We start from the raw sequence: 24,241 nt of genomic DNA, 5'->3' as shown, positions 1-24,241 counted from the left end.
ATGTAAGTTAAAATAATACTATTAATATCCCCACTTTTTCATGATTTGTAAGTCAATTTTTACACAAGCAACCGGATCTTTGCCCTGGTACGACTCCTGCTCAATGATAAATTGCGATGTACCACCCTTTTTTCGGGCTGCTTTTAGTATTTCTTTAACCGGCATTATACCCTCGCCAAGCACTGTGCTTTCAAAACCAAGGCCCATTTCGCCTTTAGTGGCACTTTTTATTTCGTCCTTAACATGCATTAGTTCAAACCTGCCCGGGTATTTGGCAATCAGCGCCAGCGGATCGCCCACTGTACCATACATGTTTCCAATATCCAGTTGCTGTGCTACTAATGATTGCTCTGTATTTTGAAGGATAAAATCGTACAAGGTTATATTACCTACCATGGTACTAAATTCAAAATCGTGGTTATGGTAACCAAAAGTCATATCATGTGCCTTACAAAGTTCACCACATTTATTAAACTGCTCCATAAAGCGCTTTAAGCCTTCTTTATCTGTACGTAAACTTTCATCCAGCCAAGGGCTAATTACATAACGTTGTCCAACCTCGGCAGCATCCGCAATAGTTAGTTTCCACTTATCTGTAAAGTCCCCTTTTGATATATCCCAGTCTTGCGCGGTCATAACGGTATGCCCGCTTGGCATCTGCATATCCAGGTCATTCAGTAATTTTTTAAATTCCTTTGCCGTGTAGCCGTAAAACTTGCGGTTAACGTAGTTGGCATGCTCTACATGCTTTACCTCGCCCTCGCTTAATTTTTTTAGCGTGCCTGCTGGATCTTTAGCCATTGCATCCCTTACGCTGTAAAGCTGGGTGCCTAAACGGCCAATCTTTTTTGTTGCGGCAAATAAATCTCCGGGTAATATGGCTGCACCGGCAATAACCAGTGCGCTGTTTTTTATAAATATGCGGCGTGAATTATCCATGTGCTTATTTAGTTAGTTGCAATTGGGAAAACAGGGAACAATAATGATGAATTACTTACAAATGCCAGGTGCTTGCTATCAGGCGACCATGACGGGGTATTAATAGTACCCTGGCCGCCATACAGGTAAGCAATAACTTTTGACGGACCACCGCCAACCGGCATTACTCTTAAGTAAACGTGTTTGTAAAAAGGATGATCGCCGGGGGCTACTTCATTTTTAAGGAAGGTGATGTATTCGATCCATTTACCATCGGGCGATACATGCGGAAACCAGTTGTTATAATCATCATTGGTAAGCTGTGTTTGCTCGCTGCCATCGGCTTTCATGCGCCAAACCTGCATCAGGCCGCTGCGAACAGAATTAAAGTAGATGTATTTACCATCTGGCGAATACTCGGGGCCATCATCTAATCCGGGGCTATTGGTAAGCCTTACTTCCGGGCCGCCTTCTGCGGGGATACGGTAAACATCGTATTCCTTATCGCGCGATCCGCAGAAAACCAAAAACTTACCATCTGGCGACCAGCCGTGCATATACGATGGGCCAATCGGGTTCATCCGGCGTGGCTCGCCGCCAGTTATGGGTAAAACCCAACCTATAGAGTTCCCGGTTTTATCGCTGCTGCTTATGGCCAGCCATTTACCATCAAATGAAATAACATGATCGTTGTTGTTGTTTTTAGCCGAGCCTGTATTAAGCACAGCGGGTGTATTTGTTTTCAGATCGAAAGTATATAAAAGGCCTTCGCTATTGTATAGCAGGTGTTTGCCATCCTTCATCCAGTTAGGTGCCTGTAATGATTTTGGCGACTGATAAATGATAGTGCTGTTTTGATCTTCCAGGTTAAGCACCTCAATGGCACTGCCTAAATATTGCTTATAAGTAACCAGATCTGCCGGGGCAGGTACCACTATCCTTACATTATTAAAGGTACCTTTTTCAATAACATCAGGGTTATGTGCGCATATAAACAGGCCAACATATACCTCATCGCCCAAATCAACATCACTCACCTCTTCGGTAATGAACAGATCACCTTTGCGGGCTACGGACATGGTGTATACATTCCCTTTTCTTTCTAACTGAATCACTTCGGCCCCGGTAACTGATGATTTCTTTTCTTCCGTAATACCACCAACCGTTTTGCGGAATTGAAGGGAGGTTAATCCATCGCCATGTACAACAGCATTGATATGTTTGGAGTTAGAATCGAGCGAGGTGCGTACCATCCACCCTATTTTGCGGTGCTGCTCAACGCCCTTGCCTATAAAAGCGGCATTAGTGCGTAAAATAAAGTCGCCCTTCATTTTTTTCCAAACAAAATGGAACTCATCGTGCGTTGTCCAGATGTTTGTGCCCGAGCCGGATAGCTGGTATTGCTGCAGCTTATCATTATAAGTGCCACTGCCCTTATGTTTAACAATCCCTACATCGGTTTGCCCGTCGAACAGGCCTAATGGGTTGCTTTGTGCCGATGCTTTTTGAAAAAACAAAACAGCAGCAAGCATTAAAAAACACTGGTTAAATATTCTCAGGCTCATAGAGTATTGGTGTTAGGCACTAATAATTGGTTTACTAAGTTAAAAAATCCATTTATAATAGAATAGTACTTTTTTAACATTATCAGCATTTTTTAAAACAAAAAAGCCCCATAAATGGGGCTTTCCAATAGTATTTTATCCTGATTATACTTTAACTAATTCTGGTACAAGGACAACATCTTTGTCAACTATCAAAACATCCTCGCACTTAAGCGGTGCATCGCAATATTCAAGATAGAACTGTTTTTTTGAATCGTGGTAGGAGCTTACTGCCCCTATAATGCTTAAAAATTTAATATAGTACCAAGCCATATCAACCTGGTAAGGCTTAAAGCCTGAACGTGCACTTTTAGGGAATAAATGGTGATTGTTATGCCACTCGCCAGCCACTATACCGGGCCAAACCTGGTTTATTGACATATCGTCGCGGTTGTAATCAACCCCATCCTTACGCATGTCCTTGCCTTTGCCATGCCCTTCGTAATTAAAGGTACGTACGCCTACAGCCCAAAAACCTGCTGCGCCAAAAAGTGCACAAACTAAGGCAAAGCCGCCTATCAAGTAAAAAGCAGCAAACCAAAAACCCCAGTTTAAAATTATACCAATAATGGTACGTGCAGGGTTAGCAATAGTACCCCATTTTTTATACTGTGCATACGTATTAGGTGTAACACCTGTATGACTCATTAAACTGGTGCATTTGTTGTAATCCTTTTCGCTCAAATTGCGGGCTATAGGCTGGTGATTAACATCGGCCAAAAAACAATACCAGAAACCGCCCTGTGCATTATATGGATCGCCGGGCTGGTCAGATAACGCATGGTGCACATGGTGCGAAACTGCATAGATCTCTTCGGGGATGATCTTCAACGTCAGGTTTTGGGTAAAAAACCTCCAGAAATTATTACTGAACTTATAGGCACGGTGCGTACAATACCTATGGTGCCAAATGGTACCGTGGGTACCCATCACTATCATGCTGTAAACAAATGCAGCAACTAAGCCTGCTATGCTAAAATATTTAAAAATAAAGAGGAATAGAAAAGGCGCCAGGCACAATACCAAGAACCAGCTTGTAAAAGATAGCCAGTTCTTTTTATTTTTGAACACGTTTAACCGATTAAAGAACTCCTTTAAAATACTACTTACACTTGGTTTTATCAGATCACCATCATCATTTCTCCAACCGTACGTAGGCGGTTCGAGCACGTTTTTTAAAAAAGTCATTAATTAGTTTAAATTAGTTTCGAGGGGAGCGAGTGTGTTTATTATTATCGATATTTATAACGCTTAAAGGTAAAATAAATTACTTATTTATGACATATTAAATAAGTAATTTATTTGATTAGAGCATTAAGGAATAATTAGCTGTAAGCGCCTATGCATATGCCCTTATCAAAGGCAAATTGAAGTAAAATGTACTGCCACGGCCAATTTCTGACCGTACATTTAATTTGCCGCCGTTAAGTTCAACCAACTCTTTGCACAACAGCAGGCCAATACCTGTACCGGTTTCGCCCGAGGTACCAGAGTAAGAGAAGTGAGTATCTAAATAAAATAGTTTCTTTATTTCATCGGGGGTTAATCCTTTACCGCTATCCTTTAAACTTATAATCAGCTGGTCTTTTTCGATAATAGTGCTCAATGTTACCACACCATTATAATGGGTAAATTTAATGGCATTACTAATTAGGTTGCGCAGTATCACTTTTAAATGATTTTCGTCTGCAAGTACTCCCTGACCCGGGTAAGCCAGGTTATTAAATTCTATATTTTTTAATTGAAGCGGGTGCAAAAACGTTTGCTCCATTTCAACCCCTAACAAAAATATATCAACATTGGTTAGGGTAATATTACGGCCCTTTATTTGGCTGCCCGCCCACTCTGTTAAATTGGAGAGAGTTAGTTCGGCGCCTTTTACTATAGGGTTCATATTTTTCATCAGGTCGTTAACCTCATCAACAGTAAGGTAACCATCGCTAAACATTTCAACAATACTGCTCAGGTTAGCCACCGGGGTACGCAGATCGTGCCCTATTACGGCCAGCAATTTATCTTTAAGCCCATTTACCGATTGCAGGTTAGCCGCCTGCAATACAATAACATCCTTTTGATCGGAGAGTTCATTGTGCTGCTGCTCTAACTGGCTGCTTAAATGTTTCTTTTCTTTATACAGATAATAGGTAATTGACAATACAGAGATCAGTACTAATAAGGATAAGGAAAGCACCAATATAAGCTTATCCTGAAATTTGATCTTAGCCTTGCTTGCATTACCATTAGCCTCCATCAAGGCAATACTATTGAGCCTTGAATTTAATGCATAATAATTCTGGATCAGCTTAATGGTTTTTAACCTTGCTGCTGCATTTACACTATCTTTTATTGAATTATATTTTTTTTGATATACAAGCGCCTGTTTGGGATCATTCTTTAACTCATAAGTTTCAACCAGTGCTTTATAGGCATTGGTTTGCGCATCAATAACTCCTATGCTATCGGCCAGGGCAACGCCTTTGTTTGCATAATCAATAGCAGCTTCGTAATTATGCTGTGCATTGTTTATTAAAGCATATTCGCTGTAAAGTTTGGCCCTTAAACGTTTGTTAAAGGTTTTTTTACTCATACTAAGTGCAATATCATCATAACTCAATGCTGTATGGTAATCGCTTTTTAAACGGTATATAATACCTAAACGTGCATAAATTACTGCGATGTTGCCTGTAGCATTAATGGCCAGGTTAAGCTTTAATGCGTATTGCGCTGCCTGTATGGCCTTATCATAGTTTTTAAGCTTGCAGTAAACATAAGCACGTTCACTATAGGCTTCGGCTTTGCGGCCGGTATCAGCCCCGGCAAAGTATAATGATTTATCAAGATTGGCCAATGCCAAAGTATAATTTTCCAGGTCGGCATACGTACGGCCTAAGGAGTTGTAACAGTCTGATAGATCAAGCGGGTTACTTTCGGGCAAATAATCAATTGCCGAATTAAGGTAAAAAAGACTAATGGTATAATAAGATTGCGACCAGTAGATCTGCCCTATATTATAAAAGCTGCGCCCCTTGCCTAATGAATAGTTTGATTGCTGCGAAAGCATCAGCGCATTTTCGGCTATTTTACGTGCAGAATCGGGCAGGGTGAGGTAAACATCGTGAGCAATGGTATTCAGGTTATCAATATTTGCTTTTAATGATGCTGAAATGGTTGATGAAGAATTCCCCCTTACTTCCTTTTGAGCAAAGGATACTTTGAATATTAAAAATGATAATAAAAGTAGTACAGAGAACTTCATTAACACTAATACGAAAAAGGGGGTATAAATGGTTTCATTTTTTAAAAATTGATTGCGCCCGTTCATCCCAAAAAACCAACCTATAAAAGCAGCCTTCAATACTGGTTAAAAACGAACAATATTTTATTAAAATAAACCCTTACCCCCTATAACTTACTTATAAAAAGCCAATTAGTGCAACAATTACATGACATGATGCTATTACTGCAACATTTGTATGACAGGGTATAAAATTATTAAACCATCAATCTATCTTCATAGGCAATAGCTCACATTAATTGCCTTACACTATGAAAACTCCCCTACTTTCTGTACTGCTATTATTTATTTTTTTAAACGTTGTTTATGCCCAGCAAACACCCAAACCGGCATCGCGGGAGGTGTTCGGAACCATTGTTGACAGCGTTGGCGTGGTACCTGCCGTTAATGTTAAGCTGGTATCAGCTAAAGACAGCTTTGTAGTGGTAACCAACTTAAAAGGTGTTTATGATTTTCCTATCATCACCGCAAAAAACTTTAAAATAGTTGTTACCGGTATTGGTTACCAGCCATTTACCCGCCGCTATGTAATGGATAATAGCACCAAACCCGTTAAGCTTGACCCTATTAAGCTTAAGGTACAAACTAATATGCTAAATACCGTTACGGTAAATGGCGTAATACCCATAACCATTAAAGAGGATACTATTGAGTACAAGGCCAGCGCCTATAAAGTACGCGAAGGATCGCCGGTTGAAGATTTGCTGAAAAAACTGCCGGGTGTTAGCGTAGATGCAAACGGCAACGTTACGGCACATGGCAAGCAGGTTACCAAAGTAAGGGTTGACGGTAAGGATTATTTTACAGGCGATGTGCAAACAGCTACCCAAAACCTGCCCGCCGATATTGTTGAAACCATACAAGTGATTGACGACTACGGCGACCAGGCCAATTTAACAGGTATTAAAACCGGTGATCCTGAAAAGATATTGAACATTACCATACAGAAAGGAAAAAAGAAAGGCCGCTTTGGGCAGGGAACAGTTGGTAAAGGTAACGACGGGCGTTATGTTGCCAAACTATCGGCCAATAGTTTTAATAATGATCAGCAGATCTCTTTATTAGGTACCCTGAACAATACCAATACAAATGTATTTAACCTGAGCCAGGCTGGCGGCAGCGGTGGCCGGTCGGGCAGATCAGGTGGTGGCGGTGGTGGCGGCAGCGGCGTGAGTACAGCTAACGGCATCACCGATAATAAATCGCTGGGGTTTAATTACCGCGACTCCTGGGGTAAAAAAATAACGGTTTATGGCAGTTACAGCTTTGCCGATAAGGATACCCGCACTACCAGCACCTCTTTACAGCAGGATGTATTTCAGTCGGGCTCATTGATCAACAATGATAATACTACCGATCAAAATCACAGTATTAACCACCGTTTTGATTTTAATATGGAGTATAAGATTGATACGCTGAACTACCTGAAAATAAACCCAAATTTTTCGTACGGTAAATCAAATGATGATAATACCGACATTTTCAGCAATATGCGTAACGGCGCTACGGTTAACGGACACGAATATGCCTTAACCAATACATCGGCACCAAGCGGCGGGGCATCTATATTGTATAACCATAAATTTCATAAAAAAGGCCGCAACCTGAGCATAAACGGTAGTTACAGCTACTCAAAAAGCGACCAGGGCTTCCATGATGAGTATACCACCGTGCAGGATAGTATAGTTAACCCCTTATACCAGCAGATCAATACCAACAGCAGCTCGAATAAGTTCAGCCTGCACTTCTCCTATCTTGAACCTATAGGAAAAACAACTTACCTGGAGGCCAATTATTCGTACAGTTACAGCAATACCGATAATAACCGCTATAACTATCGCATTGATCCAAATACAGGCGCACAAACCTATGTAGATTCATTAAGTACTATTTACAATTACCAGTTTATTACCAACAGGTTTGGGCTTAACCTGCGCGGCATAAAAGCAAAATATAATTATACCGTTGGTTTAGCAGCACAGCCCGCTACCTTAACCGGCGAATCGGGCGGTTTCCGCACTACTACCAATACTTTTAACTTTGTGCCCACTGCCCGGTTTGTATATAACTTTGAACGCAACCACTCGCTAACTATTAATTACAGTGGGAACAGCAGCCAGCCCAGTTTTACGCAATTGCAGATAAAGCCTGATTACTCGAACCCGCAGAATGTAGTGTATGGTAATCCTGATCTGAAACCATCGTTCAGCAATACCATCAATTTCAGGTATAACCGGTTTGATATATCCAGTGGAAATTCACTGTTCACCAATTTATCATTCAATACTGTAGAAGATCAGATTGTGGCCAATACGCAACCCGTTGTTTCAAGCACCTCAACAGGCACCCTTGCTACCAGTACCAAGCAGGAAACACATTACCTAAATACCAATGGCTATTATTCCATGAATGGAAATTATGCCTTTTCAAAACCTTTTGATAACCGCAAGTTCACGGTTACCTACAGCGGTAGTGCTGCTTTTAACAACAATATATCTTACATTGAGGATGAACGCAACCTGGGGAAAAACTGGGTGCTTAGCCAGGGTTTAAAATTACGTACCGATATTGACAGCGTAATGGATACCGAAATAAGCGGCAACTACAGTATCAATACTACTAAATACAGCCTGCCATCGTCCATAAATACCAACGCCAAAACCTGGACTATTGGATTAGATGGCCGCAATTACTTTTTTTATAACTGGGTGCTGGGCTACAACCTTACCCAAACCATAAACGAGGGTTTTAGCAGCACGGTAAAGGTTAACCCTACCCTGCTTAGCTCTTATGTTGAATACCAGTTTCTGAAAAAGAACATTGCATCGTTCCGTTTCCAGGCGTTTGATTTGTTTAACGAAAACACCGGGGTATCACGTACAGTAAGCGGTAACCAGATCATTGATACCCGTACCAACCGTTTAGGCAGGTATTTTATGCTGACATTTACCCTGCGCCTGCAAAAATTTGCCGGCGGCCAGGGACGGGGCGGCGGTAAAAGAGGCGGCTTTGGTGGTGGTGGAGGCGGCGGAAGGCGAGGACAGGGTTAAGTAATGCATGTAATTATTTTTGAATTTTAGCTGCAATGTTTATATTGGCGAAAACCTTTACAGCTTGTGAGATATTGTGCATTAGTAATTATAAACCTGCTTTTTATAACCCATACTTGTTTCGCCCAGGATACCATTGAACGGAAAAACCGGCTGACCGATGATGTTATTGAAAGATTTAAAGTACTTAAAACCGCGCCCGAAACAAAAGTTGGACCATACCGCGCTTTTTACAGGCGCCGGAATATAATTGCAGCAGGTAATTATACCAAAGGAGTAAAAACAGGTATCTGGTATTTTTACGATGAAAATGGTAAACTGTCTGAAACCTTTGATTACGATAAGAACGATTATATTTTTGAGGCCCCTTTAGATACATCAACCAATATCAGTTTTGCTTTTGATGCTAAAATAAAACAAGGCGACAGGGTAACGCGCCCCTTAAAAGTTGGCGGGGCTTATTATGGCTTTATCCCCTATTTAAGTATTTTCCGTTTACCGTTTGATTTAACGGATGTAAACACCCGTTTTTTTGATGCTACGGTTGAACTGCTGGTAAGCCCGGGCGGCAGGTTGGCTGATTATAAGGTTCACCTGTTTTCAAGAGCGTACCAGTATAAACAAACCATCAATATGGCGGTAAGTCTTTTTAGTGAAGAGGATAAAACCTTTGTACCCGCCACCTTAAACCACGAGCCAATTTTGGCCAGGATCTTTATCAAATGCGCGGTAAATGAAGATGGCAGTCTTGATTTTTTTTAGGATGATATTATACTGCTCAGATACTTCTTTTGATCCCCATTTCCAAACCTCTTAATTCGGCAAGGCCTTTTAACCTACCTATGGCTGAATAGCCTGGAAAGGTATCATAGTTAAAATCATCTAATAGTTTATGGCCATGATCGGGGCGCATAGGGATGGCTGCATTTTCGCTGCCACTTTCGGCCCTGCGTTTTTGTTCAAGTATTACGGCTTTCATTACGGCATACATATCGGTGCTACCACCCAGGTGGTCGGCTTCGTAAAAGCTGCCATCATGTTCGCGCTGTACATTGCGCAGGTGCAGGAAATGAATATGCCTGCCTAACCTGCTGATCATCGCCGGCAAATCATTATCGGCCCTTGCCCCTAATGATCCGGTACAAAAAGTAAGCCCGTTGCTATCAGACGGACTGGAGTTCACAACAAACTCAAGGTCTGCCTCCGTAGAGATCACCCTCGGCAAGCCAAATATCGGGAACGGCGGATCATCCGGGTGAATACACATTTTGATTCCCAGCTTTTCCGCATCAGGAATTATTGCTTTTAAAAAGTAAGCCATGTTCTGCTTTAAGGCAGCTGCATCTACCTCTTTATATTTTTCCAGATGTGCCTTAAACTCATCAATACTTAAAACATCTTTTGTGCCCGGCAAACCGGCCATAACATTGGTAATAAGTTTGCTTTTTTCGTTGGCATTTAATCCGTCTAAATATTGTTTAGCTGCCGTTTGCTGCTGCGGGGTATATTCATTTTGTGCGGCTTCGCGTTCCAGGATATAAAGATCAAAGGCGGCCAGTGCCGGGGTATGAAACCTGAGCGCCGATGCACCGTTAGGTAACCGGAAATCAATATCAGTACGGGTCCAATCCAAAACAGGCATAAAATTATAGCATACCGTTTTGATACCTGCTTTGCTCAAATTACTTAAGGATGCAATATATTTTTCAATATAAGTATCTCGCTGGGGGCTTGCAGTTTTAATACTTTCGTGCACGTTCACACTTTCAACAACGGCCCATGTTAGCCCTGCGGCTTCAATAAGCTGTTTGCGCTTTTGTATTTCATCTAAAGTCCAAACCTCGCCGCTTGCAATATGGTGCAGTGCATTTACTACGCCTGTGGCCCCTGTTTGCCTTACGGCTTGCAGCGTAACAGGATCAGCCGGGCCGTACCAGCGAAAGGTTTGTTCTAAATTACTGAACATGTTATTTGTTTTTATTAGCGAAGATACAAGAATCAGCCCTTAACAGTCAAGAGCCCGGGGCTAAGAATCAGCATAAATAAAAAGAGCAATGATGTATACTCATGGCTCTTGTATTTTAATAGCTAAACTTTAATTACTACTACCAGAAAACAGAGTAAAGCGCTACCACTATACCAACAATGATCAACGAGCCTGCTAAAAATCCTTTTGAGGTTTTAAACATGGATGCATCAATTTCAAGTCCGTTAGTAACAACACCCTTAGCGGTTTCAATTTTTGAAATAATAAACATACCCACTACGCAGATAATAAATACAAAGCCCATACGGTCAAGGAACGGGATTTCGTAAAGCTTGGTTACCTTATCATCCTGCAACGCAAGTTTTGAAAAACCATAAGGCGACAGGAAGCTCAGATCGGCAAAGCGGGGTAATAATTTAAAGAAACAAGAGAATATAAACCCACCAATAGTAGCAAACATTGCCGCATTTGAGGTAGCCTTTTTCCAGAAGAAACCTAAGATAAACATGGCAAAGATACCCGGAGATACAAAGCCTGTATATTCCTGTATGTACTGGAAGCCCTGTTTACCCTCGCCCATCAAAGTTTTACCTATCAGTTCGGACAAAACAATACCCAATACCATAGCAACAACTACAGAGATCTTACCCAGGTTAACTAACTTTTTATCAGACGCTTCGGGGTTGATAGCTTTTTTGTAAATATCCAGTGTAAAAATAGTGGCTATACTATTTGCCTTACCCGCTAATGATGCTACTATTGCAGCTGTTAAAGCAGCGAATGATAAACCTTTTAAGCCTGTAGGCAATAAGTTTAGTAAAGACGGATATGCTTTATTAGGATCCAAAACGCCCGATGAGCTCATCATTTCGTGATGGAACATTCCTTTTTGATAAAGCAGGTAGGCAGCAATACCCGGCAATACCACAATAACAGGCATCAGCAATTTAAGGAAAGCTGCAAACAAGATACCGCCACGCGCAGTTTTAAGGTTTGCTCCCAATGCCCTTTGTGTAATGTACTGGTTACAACCCCAATAGTTAAGGTTAGTGATCCACATACCGCCGATTAATACAGACAATCCCGGTAGATCCATATAGTTAGGGTTATCCTTTTTGAAGATCATGTGGAAATGATCAGCAGCCTCTGAATGCAGAATTTTGAAACCGTTCAGTAAGCCTGTAGTACCTTCTTTTTCGCTTAACAGGGTTAGTGCAAGGTAGGTAGCCATTAAACCGCCCAAAATAAGCACGGCCACCTGTATAACATCGGTATAGCCGATTACCTTCATACCACCCAAGGTTATAAACACCGAGAATGCAGCCAATAACCAGATACACAAGTGAATATCAAGCCCTGAGATACCGCTGATTGCCAGTGCGCCTAAGTATAAGATAGACATTAAGTTAACCACAATGTAAAGCAACAGCCAAAATATAGCCATGATCATTGCTACCGTGCCATTATAGCGCTGGTGCAGGAACTGCGGCATGGTGAAGATCTTATTTTTAAGATAAACCGGTATAAAAAACACCGCCACAATGATCAGGGTGATGGCTGCCATCCACTCGTAAGTGGAGATGGCCAAACCCATTTTAAATGCTGAACCACTGGTACCGATAAACTGCTCGGCTGATATGTTTGATGCAATTAATGAAGCTCCGATTGCCCACCAGGTAAGTGAACCTTCGGCTAAGAAATAATCTTTCGATGTGGCATTAGCATTATGCTTGCGTTTGTAAACCCACCAGCCATAGCTGGAAACTATAACAAAGTAGATTAAAAATACAGCATAATCGCCATACGAAAGAGTTTTCAAATTCATTAGTTGGTTATATTAGGTTTTTATATGTTGGTTTGACAATTATAAACTATAAATATCTATTTATCAAATTTTCAAGATATTCTTGTTTACCGCTAATGGTTTTTGGTTCGCCATTGTCAATAGCGTAGGCCCTAAGGTCTTCCAAAGATAGTTTTCCTTCTTCAAATTCTTTTCCTTTTCCGGCATCAAATGAGGCGTACCTGTCGGCTCTTATTTTTTTGTATTCTGATTTTTGCAGAATAGTATCGGCAGTGATCAATGCACGTGCAAAAACATCCATACCGCCAATATGCGCATAAAAAAGATCGGCCGGATCAGTTGAGTTACGGCGGATCTTAGCATCAAAGTTGATACCTCCACCCTGAAGTCCACCGGCCTCTAATATGATCATCATAATTTCGGTAACCTCGTTAATATCATTCGGAAACTGGTCGGTATCCCAGCCGTTCTGGTAATCACCGCGGTTAGCATCAATCGATCCTAACAAACCTGCATCGGCAGCAACCTGCAGCTCGTGCTGAAAAGTATGGCCGGCAAGGGTAGCATGGTTAACTTCAAGGTTCAGTTTAAAATCATTCAATAGGTCGTATTTCTGCAAAAAGCCTAAAACAGTAGCTGCATCATAATCATATTGGTGCTTTGTTGGTTCGCAAGGTTTTGGCTCGATGAAGAAAGTGCCTTTAAAACCTTGCTTGCGGGCATAATCTTTAGCGGTGTGCAAAAACTTTGCAAAATGTTCCTGCTCGCGTTTCATGTTGGTGTTCAATAGGGTCATGTAACCTTCGCGGCCACCCCAAAACACGTAGTTTTCGCCACCCAAAGCAATGGTAGCATCAATAGCGGCCTTAACCTGCGCGCCCGCATGGCTCAGCACATGAAAATCCGGATTGGTTGATGCACCGTTCATATACCTGCGGTTGCTGAACAGGTTTGAGGTACCCCAAAGCAATTTTACACCGCTGGCGGCCTGTTTTTGTTTGGCATACTCAACAAGGGCCTGTAAACGCCTGTCGTTCTCATTTATATCATTGGTATAATCAACCACGTCAACATCATGGAAACAGTAATAGCCCAAGCCCATTTTGGTGATAAACTCAAATGCGGCATCCATTTTATCCTTAGCGCGTTCAACGGCGTCGGTCTCTTCGTTCCAGGCAAACAAATGGGTTGGCTCTCCAAAAGGATCTGCTCCATTACCGCAGAACGAGTGCCAGTAAGCACAGGCAAAGCGTAAATGATCCTTCATGCTTTTACCGGCCACCTGTCTGTGCTCATCGTACCAGCGGTATGCTAATGGGTTATCTGTTCCCTGGCCTTCAAATTTAATCTGGGCAATGCCTTTAAAAAATTCCTTTTCTCCTGTTACTATGCTCATGGGTATTTATTTTAATAGTGTTATTGATTTGCTAATTGTTTTTCAAGTAAAGCTTTCCATTCCTGGTAAGCGGTTTCAAGCCTTGGGGCCGATGGCTGCACCAATTGCACCGGGTGCATGTGCTCAAATGCCTGCTTAGGCGATGAAAATATCTGCGCACCTATCCCTGCACCTAAGGCAGCACCAGCGCTGCCATCATTTTTGTAAAGCTCAACCGGTATGCCGGTTATATTTACAAAGGTTTCGGTAAACAGGCTGCTTAAAAACAGGTTGTTTTTACCTGCCCTTATTACGGTTGGGTTGATACCATTGCCGCGCATAATATCTAATCCATAGCGGAAAGCAAAGGCTATCCCCTCCTGCACGGCACGTATCACATGTGCCTGCGAGTGAATATTTAAATCGATATTATTAAAATGTGCGCCAATCATTTTATTGTTCAGCATCCGCTCGGCACCGTTGCCAAAAGGCAAAACCCGTAAACCCTCGCTGCCCGATGGCGCTTGTGCTGCCAGATCATTCATTTGCAGGTAGCTTTCATTGCCGCCAAAAACAGTCTTTGTCCAGCGGTAAAGGCTGCCTACGCCATTGATACAAAGCAATACGCCGAGACGCTTTTGCTGTTCGGTATAATTAACATGGGCAAAGGTATTAACGCGCGATTGCTGGTCGTAAGCCAGCTGATCGCTCACTCCATAAATAACGCCCGAGGTACCCGCCGTAGCAGCAACCTCACCGGGGTTCAACACATTAAGGGAGAGTGCATTATTTGGCTGATCGCCTGCTTTATAAGTTACCGGGATCCCCGCTTTTAACTGAAGCTTTTGTGCTACGGATGCCAGCAAGCCGCCATGCGATGAAAACACAGGCTTAACTTCCGGGATCAGGCTTTGGCTAAAGCCGAAGTAATTCATAACATCAGCAGAAAGTTCATCATTTTTAAAGTCAAAGAATACCCCTTCGGATAATGCAGATACCGATGTGGTAATATCCCCTGTAAGTTTCATGGCAATAAAATCACCGGGAAGCATGATCTTATCTATCTGATCATAAATAGCAGGTTCGTTCTGCTTTACCCAGGCTAATTTTGAAGCCGTAAAGTTTCCGGGTGAATTGAGCAGGTGCGACAGGCATTTTTCTTCGCCTATGGCGGCAAATGCCTTATCCCCTATCTCAACGGCGCGGCTATCGCACCAAATAATACTATTGCGCAATACCTGCTGGTCTTTATCAACCAAAACCAACCCATGCATCTGGTAAGCTATCCCAATGGCCGCAATATCTGCGGGATCATAAAGCGCTGTTTTATTACAAAGCGCAATAGCATTTTGGGCATGCTGCCACCACATATCGGGCGATTGCTCAGCCCAGCCGGGTTGCAAAGCTATTATCGGCGATTCTGTATCGGGGTATTGTGCCGAGCTGATCACCTTTTGCGAAGCTGCATCAACAACAGAAACTTTTACAGACGAGGTACCTATATCTATCCCTAATAATAACATGATTTTGTTTATTTAACCTTTTGGCAGGCTGTTTATAATTGTATTTAAACGCAACGAATTTAAATTAATTTTTCAATATGCAATCGATTGCAGAAAAATATTTCTGCATCTTTACAAAAGCTATGAAGCCAAAGAAACGGACCACTATTTATGACATTGCCGCGAAGCTGAATATAACGGCATCATCCGTATCAAGGGCGCTCAACAACAGCAATTATGTAAATGAGGCGACCAAAAAACTCATCCTGCAAACTGCTGCAGAGCTTAACTACAAACCCAATACCCTTGCATCAAACCTGCGCAAAGGGCATTCAAAAACCATTGGCGTTGTTGTGCCCCGTATTAACCAGAATTTTTTCTCGAATGTGATAGCGGGCATTGAGGAGGTAACTTATCAAAAGGGTTATAGCTTAGTGATCTGCCAGTCGGATGAGCAGCACGATAAGGAGGTTAAATGTATCAATACCCTGATTAACCAGCATGTTGATTGTATTGTGATCTCAGTTTCGGCAGATGGGAGTAATTATGCTCACCTGCAAAATGTGATCGACCAGGGCATACAACTGATACAATTTGACCGTGTTGCCGAAGAACTGGAAACCCTGAAAGTGATCAATGATAATGAACAGGCATCGTTTGAGGCGGTGTGCCATTTAATTGAACAGGGATATAAACAAATTGCATTATTGGAGGGCCCGCAAAACCTCAGCATTTTCACACAAAGAAAAAGCGGTTATTTAAAAGCCCTGGCAAAATACAATATTGCCGTAACTACAGCTTTTGTTGTTGAAAACGCCTGGACAAAAGAGTTAGGTGCGCAAGCTACCAGGAAGCTATTGAATTTATCCCAGCCACCGGATGCCATATTTGCTTCAACGTCTGATTTTTCGGCTTTGGGAGTTTTGGAGGTTGCTAATGACCTGCGGATAAAAGTGCCGGCCCAATTAGGCATCTGCGGTTACTCAAACGAGGCTTTTACCGAGATAACCAGCCCTTCAATTACCACAATAGATCAGTTCAGCATTGATATGGGCAAAACAGTAGCAAACCTGTATTTCGATGAAATGGAGAACAAAGAAGTACTAATAAAACCCAAAGTTATCAGCATACAACCGGAGCTTATTGTGAGGGGATCAAGCAGCAGGTAAAGGCTGTTATCCTGAGACACTCGAACCATACCAAACTGTTAATTCAAAACCCAACCAGTTAATTGCAGCTGCAAAAAAAAATGGAGGTGCATTTTGTTGCACCTCCATTTTATATTAGTTCTGGTTTAAAATAGCGGCATAAATATTATGCCAATATTTATAAGCTCAAAAAATTAGTGAGCGTGATGACCATCTTCACCATGTGAGTGGCCGTGTGATAATTCTTCGGGAGTTGCAGGGCGTACATTTAATATATTACCCTTAAAGTGCAGTTCCTGACCAGCCATTGGGTGGTTCAAGTCAACAATTATTGAATCTTCTGCTACCGATACTACCTGGCCCTGAAAACGGTTACCATTGTTATCCTGTAAAGGAAGTATGCTGCCTATTTCAGGTACATCAGTTCCGTTAAACATTTCTTTCGGCAAATTAGCTACAGCTTCTTCATCATAAACGCCATAGGCATCTTCTGCTGCTAAACGGAACTCATAAGCATCACCTGTTGAAAGGGCACTTAAATTTTCCTCAAATTTTGGAAGCATCTGGCCTGCGCCAAATAAAAAGGTTAACGGCTGCTCTTCAGTAGCGCTTTCCTGTAAAACTTCGGTACCATCCTGGTCAACATACAGATCGTAAGTTAATGACACTACGTGTTGTGGGTTAATCTTCATTGTAAAAGTATTTTTCGTTTTTAATTATTTGTCTTCATCAGCTCTTAATTTAGGCTGAATCAGACGGCTTGCATTTGTTTTAAAGCATCAGCCGTATTACTTGCAGGCAATCCGCAGGTTTTATCTTTACAAATAAATATTTGTGTAACAACACCAAACTTATCCTGCAGCAAAGGTAAACTTCCTTTATTACCGCCCAATATAATTTTGTTGGGGATGTAATTATTTTCAATTTCCTGCCTGATGCGCTCAAAATCATCACCGGTTACAGCTACTTCAAAAAGGCCAAATATTTCTTCCATCAATAACATGATCCAGTTAGAGTAGGAAGAACCGTAGCGGGCTAAATGCGGAACAATGTTCCTTAACAGCTGTGCCGAGATCTCCTGATATTGATCATTGTCAAATAACAAGCCAAGTTTTTTTAAGTTACGCGCCATTGTTGAATTTGACGAAGGGATAACCCCATCCATAATTTCAGATTTACGGGCTATCAGCTCTTCATCATCAGCAGACGTGTAATGAAAAATCCCTTTTTCGGTATCGTAATAATGTTTTATGGCCTGGTCTGCCAGTTTTTTTGAACAGGTTAGCCACTGTTCATCAAAAGTAACCTCGTACAAGGCAATAAATGCATCAATTATATTAGCGTAGTCGTCAAGAAAAGCTACGCTGTTTTTTTCTCCTTTTTTATACACGCGTGACAACCTGTCAGCATCATTTAAAAGATTATCTAAAATAAACTCAGCGTTTTTCAGGGCAGTGTCTAAATATTCCGGCTTATTAAAAGCACGGTAAGCTTCACATAGCCCTTTAAGCATAAGTCCGTTCCACGATGCAAGGATCTTGTTATCCAATCCCGGCCTAATCCTGTGGCTGCGAGCTTCCAGCATCTTTTGTTTGGCCGATGTTATTTTTGTTATCAACTCCTCAACCGTTAAACCTAATTTAGCTGCAAGTGCTTCATCAGTTTCGTTCCTGAAAAATACATTCGAATGTTCTTCGGCCCAGTTACCGCCTGCAGTTATATTAAAGTAAATACAGAAAATATCGGCATCTGCACCTAATATTTCATCAATCTCATCCTTAGTGAAAATATAAAATTTACCCTCCTTACCCTCGCTGTCCGCATCCAGGGCAGAGTAAAAGCCATATTCAGGCGATGTCAGTTCATTTAAAGTAAAGTGTATAATCTCATCGGCTATTTTAGGGTACAATGCATCAGGGTTCCAGGTATAGGCTTCGGCATACAGGCTAATGAGCTGTGCATTGTCGTACAGCATTTTTTCAAAGTGAGGCACATGCCAGTGGTCATCAACCGCGTAGCGTGAAAAACCGCCCCCAACATGGTCATATATCCCACCGAAGGCCATTTTTTTAAGCGTTAGCTTTACCGTTTCAATAATCTCATCATCACCTGTTAAATGGGCATAGCGCATTAAGCACTGCCAGTTATTGGGCATCGGGAATTTAGGTGAGGAGCCCATTCCTCCCTCAACCTTATCAAAATACTTTTTCCAGTTGGTTATAATCAGTTCCAGGTCGGCTTTGGTATATGCCGGCTGCTCTTTTACAAAAGCTACAGACTCATATTGCTGAATGCCTTCGGTTAGGCGGGCAGCGTATTCTTCTGCCTCTTCGGGTTTTTGCTTATAAAAATCGGCAAGGTTAAATAGCAGGCTCGTCCAATCGTTTTTGCGGAAATAAGTACCCCCATAAATGGGCCGTTGATCGGGCAGGCAGATACAGTTTAGCGGCCAGCCGCCCCTGCCGCTCATAAGTTGTATAGCACTCATGTACACCTGGTCAACATCCGGGCGTTCCTCACGGTCAACCTTTATACAAACAAAATACTCGTTCATTACGGCTGCCACTTGCTCATCTTCAAAGCTTTCGTGCTCCATTACGTGGCACCAATGGCAGGCCGAATAGCCAATACTTACCAATATCAGTTTATTTTCATCCTTTGCTTTTTGCAGAGCCGCTGTTCCCCAGGGGTACCAATTAACAGGATTATTGGCATGCTGTAATAAGTAGGGCGAAGTTGAATTGGCAAGATGGTTCATAGTTTTATGTATGGTCGGCTAAAATGCAAATATTATCTTCAAATAATTTAAACCAGCGGCAATTGATAAAAGTTTTACAAACAGGAAAGAATAGTTTAAAGGTAGATGGGGGTGGTTAAAAAAGCTTTTGAGTATGCTGATTATCTATTGAGAAAATGCTTTTCTTTAAATTCATTTTCAAACAGCTAAATGTAACTACAGTTTAATTATTTATTAAAATCATTTTTTCAACTCCTTTGTATCATCCCACTTACAATTATCAATTCCGCATTTTATTTGGTTAATTTGCCCACAAAATTATTAACTATTAAAAATGCGTAATTCAAAACTAAATTATTTACTAAGTGCTGTGGGTTTGCTCATTAGCGCAGTAACAGCGTCGGCGCAATCACAGCCCGACTCTATAAAATACAACCACCAGGATGTATTCGGGCCTATTACCTGGCCGGTTACTGGCGGTGGTACACGCTCTGCAAGCGGCCAGCCCGGCGAGCATTACTGGCAAAACCGTGCCGACTACCTGATAAAGGCTACTCTTAACGAAACACCACAGGATACCACCATTACCGGTGAAGTAACTATATCCTATACCAACAACAGCCCTGATAACCTTGATCATTTATGGTTACAATTAGATCAGAACTTATTTAAGCCCGATTCCCGCGGTGGTGCTACTACCCCGCTTGGCGGCGACCGTTTTGATGTTAAAGGCTTTAGCCGTGGCGGTTACCATATTGAATCGGTTTCGGTTATCTACAAGGGTCAAACTTATAAAGTTGAGCCCGTAATTACCGATGCACGTATGCAGGTTAGGTTAACCTCGCCTATGGGGCCAAAAGGCGAAAAGATCCAGGTAAAAATTAACTACAGCTTTTCTATCCCTTTTTATGGCGCAGATCGTATGGGTCGTAAAAAATTCAAACAGGGTTATGTATATGAAATTGCACAATGGTACCCCCGCATGTGCGTTTATGACGATGTTGAAGGCTGGAACACTTTACCATACATGGGTTTAGGTGAGTTTTATTGCGATTACGGCGATTATGATTATTACATAACTGCACCCGCTAACATGACAGTTGTAGGATCGGGCGATATGCTTAACTCTGCACAGGTATTAAGCGCTACCCAGCAAAGCCGCCTGGCCGAAGCTAAAGGAAGCGATAAAACTGTAATGATCATTAAGCCGGAAGAAGTTGGCGAGACTGCCACCCATCCTTTTAAAGGCAACTTAACCTGGCACTTTAAAATGCTGAACACCCGCGATGTATCATGGGCAGCATCTACCGCATTTATTTTAGACGGTGCTAAAGTTAACTTCCCATCGGGCCGCAAGGGTATAGCTATGAGTGCTTATCCTGTTGAAAGTTCAGGTAATAATTCATGGGGACGCTCAACCGAGTATCTGAAGAACAGTATGGAAATTTACTCGGCCAAATATTTTGAATATCCGTGGAACTCGGCAGTAAACGTATCAGGTGTTGCATTGGGTATGGAGTATCCGGGTATCATCTTCTGCTTAAGTGATTTGAAGAACGGCAGCCTTTGGGGTGATATTACACACGAGATAGGCCATAACTGGTTCCCAATGATCGTTGGCTCAAACGAGCGCAAGTATATGTGGATGGACGAAGGTTTTAACACCTTTATTAACCAGTACTCAACAGAGAAATTTAACAACGGCGAGTATTTTGACAGCAAAGTAAGGCCATCAAGGGGTATTGCCCGCTTTATGACCAATGCAAAAGACCCGCTGATGGTTGCTCCAGAATCTATGGGCCTTAACGATTACGGACAGTATTATAACAAAACCTCGTTAGGTTTAGATATGCTGCGCAACGTAGTTTTAGGACCAGATCGTTTTGATTACGCATTTCACGAATACATTAAACACTGGGCATTTAAACACCCGTTGCCTTATGATTTTTTCCGTGCGATGAATGATGCCGCAGGCGAGGATCTTAACTGGTTCTTTAAACCGTGGTTCTTTACCACTGATAAAATTGACCAGGCTATCCAATCAGTTAAATATGTTAACGGCGACGCCAAGAACGGTGCTTATATTACTTTAGTTAACAAAGAAAAAATGGCAATGCCAGTTGATCTTAAAATTACCCAAAGCAATGGCAAAACCGAAATTTTGCACCTGCCTGTAAATATTTGGCAACGTGATGCGGTATGGACATTTATTTATCCATCAACCTCAACCATACAAGCTATGGAAATTGACCCCGACAGGCAGTTACCTGATGTTGACAGAAAGAACAACGTTTATAAAGGAAACTAATTGATTCCATAAATTTTATAAAAAGACCCGTTTTGAAAAAGGCGGGTCTTTTTTTGTGTCAGGCTGTAAGCTTACACTTTACAAATCTCCAAAATAGCTTTCCGCTTTCGTGGCAAAAGCCTAATTTCGCAGAGCAGAAAAGAGGAAAAGAATTTGGATTATTTAGAAGGATTAAACCCCGAACAAAGAGCAGCGGTTGAACAATTAAGGGGGCCGGTAATGATTGTTGCCGGTGCCGGATCAGGCAAAACACGGGTAATTACCTATCGTGTGGCGCACCTGATCCGCAGCGGGGTCGACTCATTTAACATACTTGTACTAACATTTACCAACAAAGCGGCGCGCGAAATGCGCGATCGTATTACCAAGGTTGCCGGTGCCGAAGCCAAAAATATCTGGATGGGTACCTTCCACTCTGTATTTGCAAAACTGCTAAGGGTTGAGGCTGATAAAATTGGCTACCCAAGTAACTTTACAATTTACGATACTGACGATAGCAAAAGCGTATTGCGGGCCATTATAAAAGAAATGAGCCTTGATGATAAGCTGTATAATGTAAATTTTGTGCTTAACCGTATTTCGGCAGCAAAAAACAACCTGGTATCGTGGATGGAATACCAGAAGAATGAGCAGATCCAGGCCGATGATTTTTCGTCGGGCCGGGGGCAGATAGGCATCATTTACCAAAACTATGCAACCCGCTGCTACCGCGCCGGGGCTATGGATTTTGATGACTTGCTTTATAAAACCAACGAACTGTTAAAACTGCACCCGGAAGTACTGAACAAGTATCAGCAAAAATTCAAATACCTGATGGTTGATGAGTACCAGGATACCAACTTTTCGCAATACCTGATTGTGAAAAAATTAGCAGCCGTTAATGAAAATATTTGTGTGGTGGGTGACGATGCGCAAAGTATCTACGCTTTCCGCGGGGCCAATATCCAAAACATCCTGAATTTTGAAAAGGATTACCCGGATCTTAAAGTTTTTAAGTTAGAGCAAAACTACCGCTCTACCCAAAATATTGTAAATATTGCCAACAGCATTATTGCCAACAATAAGGATCAGTTAAAAAAGCGTGTTTTCTCTGAAAAAGAGGTGGGCGATAAAATAAAGGTAATGCGTGCTTTTAGTGATAATGAGGAAGGCAAGTTAGTTGCCGAAGCCATTATGCACGAAAGAACCACCAAAGGCATGAGGTGGCATGATTTTGCCATTCTTTACCGTACCAATGCACAATCGCGTTCGATGGAAGAGGCCTTGCGTAAAATGGGCACGCCTTATAAAATATATGGTGGCCTGTCCTTTTACCAGCGTAAAGAGATCAAGGATCTGATAGCCTATTTCAGGCTCACCTTTAACCCTAATGATGAGGAAGCGCTTAAACGCGTAATAAACTATCCGCGCCGTGGTATTGGAGATACTACTATTGACCGTATTATTGTAAGTGCCTCGCAAAATGAGATCACTCCTTTTGAGGTGATCATTAACCCGGCAAAATACCTGGATGGCCGCACATCGGCATCAGTAGGTAATTTCTCCATGATGATCCAAAGCTTCCAGGTGATCACCAAATCGCTTACCGCTTATGAGGCTGCCTTACATATTGCGCAGCATTCAGGTTTGTTGAAGGACCTGTATGAGGATAAATCTGTTGAGGGTTTAAACCGTTACGAAAACATACAGGAGTTATTGAACGGTATCAAGGAGTTTTCTGAAAGGGAAGATATTGAAGAAAAAGGGCTGGATGTTTTTATGCAGGATATTGCCCTGTTAACAAACGACGATAACGATAAAAACAAAGATGCCGATACCGTTTCGTTAATGACTATTCACTCCTCAAAAGGCCTGGAGTTTCCGCAGGTATATGTTGTTGGGCTCGAGGAGAATTTGTTCCCCTCGCAAATGTCGCTCAATTCTCGCAGCGACCTGGAAGAGGAGCGCCGTTTATTTTATGTTGCCACCACCCGGGCCGAAAGCAAGCTAACCATTAGCTATGCAACATCTCGCTTTAAATTTGGCACCCTAATAAGCTGCGAACCCAGTCGTTTTTTAGATGAGATTGACCCGCAATACCTGGAGCTTGATTTTACCGCCAAAACAACGGCAAGCAAACCATCATTTGATGATGAACGCAGCTCTTGGGGCAACACCCGCAGTACAAACGCTGGCAGTGGTGGCGATACTTTTTCAAAACCAAAAGCAGCTGTTATAAAAACAACATCCATATTAGCTAAGGCACATGTGCCATCGGCGGGCTTTGCACCGTCTGATACATCAAACCTGCAGGTGGGTATGGAGGTAGAGCATGAGCGCTTTGGCTTTGGCAAGGTAATTAGCCTTGAAGGAAACAAACCAGATATAAAAGCAACTATCTTTTTTAAAGAAATTGGACAAAAGCAATTGTTGCTTAAATTTGCCAAACTGCGTATAATTAACAATTAAGAAAAGCAACGATAACATTGCAGTAGAAAATATTCCCCACATTTCCGGGTATAACATTTATTAAG

General features: G+C 41.9%; 15 protein-coding genes. 5 read left to right on the top strand and 10 right to left on the bottom strand.

Annotated elements, in window-relative coordinates:
* Positions 1-21: 21 nt before the first annotated feature.
* The 4 genes from ACQY4U_RS17860 to ACQY4U_RS17845 form a co-directional block, all read right to left on the bottom strand.
* Positions 22-939, bottom strand: coding sequence for a sugar phosphate isomerase/epimerase family protein (locus tag ACQY4U_RS17860; RefSeq protein ID WP_428330812.1), 918 nt, complete (start codon positions 937-939; stop codon positions 22-24).
* A gap of 8 nt (positions 940-947) precedes the next feature.
* Positions 948-2,483 carry a TolB family protein gene (locus tag ACQY4U_RS17855; protein WP_428330811.1) on the bottom strand — a complete coding sequence of 512 codons (1,536 nt, stop codon included), beginning with the start codon at positions 2,481-2,483 and terminating at the stop codon, positions 948-950.
* Between the two features lie 144 nt (positions 2,484-2,627).
* A complete protein-coding gene (locus tag ACQY4U_RS17850; RefSeq protein WP_428330810.1) occupies positions 2,628-3,710 on the bottom strand; it encodes a fatty acid desaturase in 1,083 nt (360 codons plus the stop codon).
* A 151-nt stretch (positions 3,711-3,861) separates the two neighbouring features.
* Entirely contained in the window at positions 3,862-5,877 is a 2,016-nt protein-coding gene (locus ACQY4U_RS17845) for a tetratricopeptide repeat-containing sensor histidine kinase (protein WP_428330809.1), read from the bottom strand.
* A 191-nt stretch (positions 5,878-6,068) separates the two neighbouring features.
* Between ACQY4U_RS17845 and ACQY4U_RS17840 the strand changes: the two genes are divergently transcribed.
* Positions 6,069-8,867 carry a TonB-dependent receptor gene (locus ACQY4U_RS17840; RefSeq protein ID WP_428330808.1) on the top strand — a complete coding sequence of 933 codons (2,799 nt, stop codon included), beginning with the start codon at positions 6,069-6,071 and terminating at the stop codon, positions 8,865-8,867.
* A 66-nt stretch (positions 8,868-8,933) separates the two neighbouring features.
* Positions 8,934-9,629 carry a toxin-antitoxin system YwqK family antitoxin gene (locus ACQY4U_RS17835; RefSeq protein ID WP_428330807.1) on the top strand — a complete coding sequence of 232 codons (696 nt, stop codon included), beginning with the start codon at positions 8,934-8,936 and terminating at the stop codon, positions 9,627-9,629.
* A gap of 16 nt (positions 9,630-9,645) precedes the next feature.
* Here the strand turns inward: ACQY4U_RS17835 and uxuA are convergent, their stop codons facing one another.
* The 4 genes from uxuA to ACQY4U_RS17815 form a co-directional block, all read right to left on the bottom strand.
* Entirely contained in the window at positions 9,646-10,833 is a 1,188-nt protein-coding gene (gene uxuA / locus ACQY4U_RS17830; protein ID WP_428330806.1) for a mannonate dehydratase, read from the bottom strand.
* A gap of 139 nt (positions 10,834-10,972) precedes the next feature.
* A complete protein-coding gene (locus ACQY4U_RS17825) occupies positions 10,973-12,673 on the bottom strand; it encodes a sodium/sugar symporter (protein WP_428331759.1) in 1,701 nt (566 codons plus the stop codon).
* A gap of 52 nt (positions 12,674-12,725) precedes the next feature.
* Positions 12,726-14,054, bottom strand: coding sequence for a xylose isomerase (gene xylA / locus ACQY4U_RS17820; RefSeq protein ID WP_428330805.1), 1,329 nt, complete (start codon positions 14,052-14,054; stop codon positions 12,726-12,728).
* Positions 14,055-14,074: 20 nt separating this feature from the next.
* Positions 14,075-15,556 (bottom strand): xylulokinase, encoded by a 1,482-nt coding sequence (locus ACQY4U_RS17815; RefSeq protein WP_428330804.1) that lies wholly within the window; start codon positions 15,554-15,556, stop codon positions 14,075-14,077.
* A gap of 122 nt (positions 15,557-15,678) precedes the next feature.
* On the opposite strand from ACQY4U_RS17815, the gene ACQY4U_RS17810 reads away from it, so the two are divergent.
* Positions 15,679-16,704, top strand: coding sequence for a LacI family DNA-binding transcriptional regulator (locus ACQY4U_RS17810; RefSeq protein ID WP_428330803.1), 1,026 nt, complete (start codon positions 15,679-15,681; stop codon positions 16,702-16,704).
* 173 nt (positions 16,705-16,877) lie between these two features.
* Here ACQY4U_RS17810 and ACQY4U_RS17805 read toward each other — a convergent pair whose 3' ends face one another.
* The gene (locus tag ACQY4U_RS17805) at positions 16,878-17,375 is read right to left on the bottom strand and encodes an FKBP-type peptidyl-prolyl cis-trans isomerase (RefSeq protein WP_428330802.1); all 498 of its coding nucleotides are present in this window, start codon (positions 17,373-17,375) and stop codon (positions 16,878-16,880) included.
* A 59-nt stretch (positions 17,376-17,434) separates the two neighbouring features.
* Positions 17,435-19,441, bottom strand: coding sequence for a thioredoxin domain-containing protein (locus ACQY4U_RS17800; protein ID WP_428330801.1), 2,007 nt, complete (start codon positions 19,439-19,441; stop codon positions 17,435-17,437).
* A gap of 313 nt (positions 19,442-19,754) precedes the next feature.
* Between ACQY4U_RS17800 and ACQY4U_RS17795 the strand changes: the two genes are divergently transcribed.
* Both ACQY4U_RS17795 and ACQY4U_RS17790 read left to right on the top strand, forming a co-directional pair.
* Positions 19,755-21,728, top strand: coding sequence for a M1 family metallopeptidase (locus ACQY4U_RS17795; RefSeq protein WP_428330800.1), 1,974 nt, complete (start codon positions 19,755-19,757; stop codon positions 21,726-21,728).
* 153 nt (positions 21,729-21,881) lie between these two features.
* Positions 21,882-24,176 carry an ATP-dependent helicase gene (locus ACQY4U_RS17790; protein WP_428330799.1) on the top strand — a complete coding sequence of 765 codons (2,295 nt, stop codon included), beginning with the start codon at positions 21,882-21,884 and terminating at the stop codon, positions 24,174-24,176.
* Positions 24,177-24,241 lie beyond the last annotated feature (65 nt).

The sequence above is a fragment of the Mucilaginibacter sp. genome, from assembly GCF_965277465.1.
In the GTDB taxonomy this organism is placed as follows: Bacteria; Bacteroidota; Bacteroidia; order Sphingobacteriales; family Sphingobacteriaceae; genus Mucilaginibacter.
This window is presented reverse-complemented; position numbering and strand designations above follow the sequence as displayed.